General features: G+C 40.3%; 5 protein-coding genes and 1 tRNA gene. 4 read left to right on the top strand and 2 right to left on the bottom strand.

Annotated features, from left to right (window positions below):
* Positions 1-231 (top strand): hypothetical protein (locus ACTHJT_RS11710; protein WP_440238355.1); only part of this gene is annotated, 231 nt, incomplete at its 5' end.
* Positions 232-382: 151 nt separating this feature from the next.
* On the opposite strand, the gene ACTHJT_RS11705 is transcribed toward ACTHJT_RS11710, so the two are convergent.
* Positions 383-456, bottom strand: a tRNA-Asp gene (locus ACTHJT_RS11705).
* A gap of 214 nt (positions 457-670) precedes the next feature.
* Here ACTHJT_RS11705 and ACTHJT_RS11700 point away from each other — a divergent pair.
* The 3 genes from ACTHJT_RS11700 to ACTHJT_RS11690 all read left to right on the top strand — a co-directional run bounded on the left by ACTHJT_RS11700 (position 671) and on the right by ACTHJT_RS11690 (position 3,219).
* Complete coding sequence (locus ACTHJT_RS11700) at positions 671-1,621, top strand: acetyl-CoA carboxylase carboxyltransferase subunit alpha (RefSeq protein ID WP_440238353.1); 951 nt, start codon at positions 671-673, stop codon at positions 1,619-1,621.
* Entirely contained in the window at positions 1,621-2,457 is an 837-nt protein-coding gene (locus ACTHJT_RS11695; RefSeq protein ID WP_440238351.1) for an MBL fold metallo-hydrolase, read from the top strand. Before ACTHJT_RS11700 ends, ACTHJT_RS11695 begins: the two co-directional genes overlap by 1 nt.
* 120 nt (positions 2,458-2,577) lie before the next feature.
* Positions 2,578-3,219, top strand: coding sequence for an outer membrane beta-barrel protein (locus ACTHJT_RS11690; protein ID WP_440238349.1), 642 nt, complete (start codon positions 2,578-2,580; stop codon positions 3,217-3,219).
* 526 nt (positions 3,220-3,745) lie between these two features.
* On the opposite strand, the gene ACTHJT_RS11685 is transcribed toward ACTHJT_RS11690, so the two are convergent.
* The gene (locus tag ACTHJT_RS11685) at positions 3,746-4,024 is read right to left on the bottom strand and encodes a hypothetical protein (RefSeq protein ID WP_440238347.1); all 279 of its coding nucleotides are present in this window, start codon (positions 4,022-4,024) and stop codon (positions 3,746-3,748) included.
* Between the last annotated feature and the right edge of the window lie 192 nt (positions 4,025-4,216).

Here is a 4,216-nt window from a genome sequence, read left to right as displayed (position 1 = left end):
ATCACATACATTTCAGAAGCTCCGGGTACGATAGATTTTAACACAGCTACTGGTACAACCTTGCAAAACCTGAGTGTTGGTACCGGTACAAAAGTGAAAGTCACAGATGGCGGTACATACCAGTTTGTGACGTCGACAGGCAAAAAAGGTCTGATCAAAGTGACAAGCTTGACACCTACAACTGCTTCTACCGGCGGCACCGCAACCGTATCCGTAAAAGTGTTGAACTAGCAGGGAAGTAGTTTAATATCTTATTCAGATGCTCTCATATTGGCCAGTTGGCTGATGTGGGAGCATTTTGTTTGTAAGAGGAATATATGAATGATATATACTGCCAGAAGGCATAAAAACAAAAAAGCCCCGATGGTTATCGGGGCTTTTGCGGAATGGACGGGACTCGAACCCGCGACCTCCTGCGTGACAGGCAGGCGTTCTAACCAGCTGAACTACCACTCCAATGGTTATATTAATTAATCTGAATCTTTCAATTTTAAGCTTTAAAGAGCGTTTCCCCTTATTGCGATGCAAAGGTAGCATTATTTTGGGTTACTCCAAACCCTTTCTCTAAAATAATTCCTAATAGTTATTAACATTTCAATTCTTTCATACTCTCTAGTGTCAAAAACAGTTTGTTTTAGTACTTTTGTAGTCTCACTACTATATGTAAAACATGTATTTGGATTTTGAAAAACCAATTGCCGATTTAGAGCAAAATCTGGCAGAAATGAAGCAGGTAGCATCTGAAAGTGAAATTGATGCTACTTCCGCTGTTAAAGAATTGGAAGCTAAAATTAAAGCAGTAAAAAAAGACATCTACGGTAACTTAACCAGATGGCAGCGTGTACAGCTTTCCCGTCACCCGGAAAGACCTTATACACTGGATTATATCGCAGGTATTACCGATACATTTGTAGAGTTGCACGGCGACCGTTGTGTAAAAGACGACCAGGCAATGGTGGGCGGCTTCGGCGAAATCAATGGTGAATCATTTATGATCATTGGTCAGCAGAAGGGCCGTAAGACAAAAGAACGCCAGGTTCGTAACTTCGGAATGGCTAATCCGGACGGATACCGCAAGGCATTACGTCTGATGAAATTAGCAGAGAAATTCAACAAGCCCATTCTTACATTGATTGATACTCCGGGTGCTTATCCGGGATTGGAAGCAGAAGAACGCGGACAAGGTGAGGCGATTGCCCGTAACTTAAAGGAAATGTTTGCATTGAAAGTACCTGTGATCTGCATCATTATTGGTGAAGGAGCTTCAGGCGGCGCATTGGGTATTGCGATTGGCGATAAAGTAATGATGCTTGAAAATACGTGGTACTCTGTAATTTCTCCTGAATCATGTTCTTCCATCTTGTTCAGAAGCTGGGATTACAAGGAGCAGGCGGCAGAAGCTTTGCGTTTGACTGCTGAAGACATGCTTAAGAATAAACTGATCGATGATATCATCAAAGAACCGCTGGGTGGTGCGCACCAGGATCCGGAATGGATGTATGCGAAGATGAAGAAAGTAATTATCGAGACATTGAATAAATTAAATCAACTATCACCTGCAGAAAGAATTTCTCAACGTATCGATAAATTTTCTGCTATGGGTGTAGTAGAAGAAAATTAATGAAACTTTTTGCGATCAACGCAGGAAATTTTAAACTGGATGGGGGAGCCATGTTCGGCGTGGTTCCCAAATCCATCTGGAATAAACTTAACCCGGCCGACGCCAACAACCTTTGTACCTGGGCTACACGCTGCCTGCTGATTGAAAACGGAAAGCAACTCGTGCTCATAGATACCGGGCTTGGCGATAAACAGGACGAATCATTTTTCAGACATTACTACCGCGATGCATATCAAACCTGGGATCAGTTACTGGCTCCCTATGGTTATCAAACTTCAGATGTTACCGATGTTTTTTTAACGCATCTTCATTTTGATCACGTAGGTGCCGCACTCGAAAGACAATCCGGTAAAATCATTCCGACTTTTAAAAATGCCCGTTACTGGAGCAATGAAAAACATTGGCAATGGGCTATACAACCCAATCCACGCGAGAAAGCGAGCTTCTTGAAAGAGAATTTATTGCCGCTGCAGGAATCCGGTCAGCTGCATTTTATAACGCTGTCAACATCTCCGTTTGATTGGATGGAAGTGATATGTGTAGACGGACATACCGAACAGCAAATGCTGCCTTTGATCTCTACGCCGAAGGGGAAGTTGCTGTATGCAGCGGATCTGCTGCCATCGGCAGGTCATGTGCCTATGCCATACATCATGAGCTATGATGTACGTCCATTGTTGTCCATGCAGGAAAAAGATAATCTTTTTCAGCGTGCCCTGGCTGAAAAATGGAGCATCTTTTTAGAGCATGATCCGGTGAATGAATGTATAGACCTGCAGATGACGGAAAAAGGTGTGCGCCTGAGTACTGTATTGCAGGTAAGCGATTTTAATTAATGCCTCCAAACCTTCCCATGGGTTTTCAGGTTTAAGAATGTATTCGTTTTAACTTTTGGAGGACTGCTGTTTATCTACGAACTTTATATCAAGTTAAAAAAATCAAAACGTACTGCTATTATGAAAAAACTGTTTATTGTATTCGGGTTTCTTCTGCTTACAGGCATTGTAGCAAATGCTCAGAAAGCACATTTTGGTTTCCGTGTCGGGGCTTCCAATACGACGTACTATGGTTCAGATTTTTCTAGTGTAAAAGATGCTGCGTCCATTCAACCAATCTGGAAGCCAACAGCAGGTTTTTATGTAAACTCGGAAGTGAGTGATTACTTCTGGATCAAAACAGAATTCAATTATGTAAACCGTGGCTATACACATAAAGAAGCTGGTTCAACATTGAAAACGAATTACTACTGCATTGATGTGTACCCGTTAACAGCAGCATTCCATTACAAAGGCGCGCAAATCTTTGCAGGGCCCAGCGTATCGCTGCTTGTGGCGTCACAGAAAGATTCCCTGATTGCAGGACAGGTGAAAAAAATAAACGATAATAAACTGGATGGTATCAATCGATATGATATAGGCATCATGGCTGGTATTGAATATGAATTTAATTTTGGCTTGAATCTGGGTATTCGCATGGTGCACGGCTTTACATCATTATATGAGCCGGTAAATAATGTGCAGACACAATGGTTTAACCAGGGGTATATGTTTACGTTGGGCTATAGTATCGGTAAGAAACCTGAGTCTTCGAAGGAGTAATTTTATTAAGTTGAAGGATAGAATAATCGCCATGATATGTGTGACATATCATGGCGATTATTGTTTGATAGGATTGGAAAATGGAATTTGTAAAAGACTAGAAACTAAATGAAAAGAATAATAATATTGCTGGTTTTTATCTCATCCCAATTACAAGGTGTGCTAGCTTGTGAAAAAATGCCCGGTAGTACTCTCGTAGAGGATAATATCACTGCAGCCCGGATAGCTTTTTTCTGTGTCATATGTAGTCTGTTAATACCCATTTATGTAATGAAGTATTACAATTGGAAAGCGTTGCTTGGGTTTTTATTGATCATTTTATTTCACCCTTATATTTGGTTTGAGAATTATGCTGATTGTGGTTACATATTGAAATTCTCAAGCATCCTATATACTATAATAATACTATTGATTGTGTTTTTGATGGTAAAGGAGAAACGAAAAAGCAGGTAAACCACAGGCCATAGATAAGAAGAGGCTGAGGTAAGGTATAAAAGCTTTCAGCGTTAGGCCTTTCGCCTTTCGCTTATGAATAATGACTGATATTGTTCTCCTGAATCTTAAATGCTTCAGCAATCAAGCCCGGAATAAATGCATAGCCGGCATTGCTGATATCCAGATCAATACCCGAATCTTCAAAGTAATGCAGGCAAACACCCAGCTGCCAATCGAACGGCATGTCAGCAAAAACAATGTGGGATAATTGCTTACTGCTGCTGATTTGTTGATGAAAATCATTAAAATCTTTCCATGTTTTCGGAAATTCTTTTTGCAGGAATTCAATATTTAGCGTAACATTGCTCATATATGATACGATGGTTTAAATCCGTGAAAGACTTCTACAAACAGTATGAAGTGTATATGAAAACAGACCTGTTAATGTATGCCTCATTTATTATTGCATTCATTATTTTTCTGATCTGTATTACCGTGTTTGACTGAAAACAAAATTCTGAATAATAAAGAACCCAGTCTATGACAATGATCATAAACTGGG

This window comes from Cytophaga sp. (genome assembly GCF_051961495.1).
Lineage (GTDB): Bacteria > Bacteroidota > Bacteroidia > Cytophagales > Cytophagaceae > Cytophaga.
This window is presented reverse-complemented; position numbering and strand designations above follow the sequence as displayed.

Coding starts and splice junctions, on each gene's coding strand:
- ACTHJT_RS11690 (WP_440238349.1), top strand. CDS start 2,578: ATGAAAAAACTGTTTATTGTATTCGGGTTTCTTCTGCTTACAGGCATT.
- ACTHJT_RS11700 (WP_440238353.1), top strand. CDS start 671: ATGTATTTGGATTTTGAAAAACCAATTGCCGATTTAGAGCAAAATCTG.
- ACTHJT_RS11695 (WP_440238351.1), top strand. CDS start 1,621: ATGAAACTTTTTGCGATCAACGCAGGAAATTTTAAACTGGATGGGGGA.
- ACTHJT_RS11685 (WP_440238347.1), bottom strand. CDS start 4,024: ATGAGCAATGTTACGCTAAATATTGAATTCCTGCAAAAAGAATTTCCG.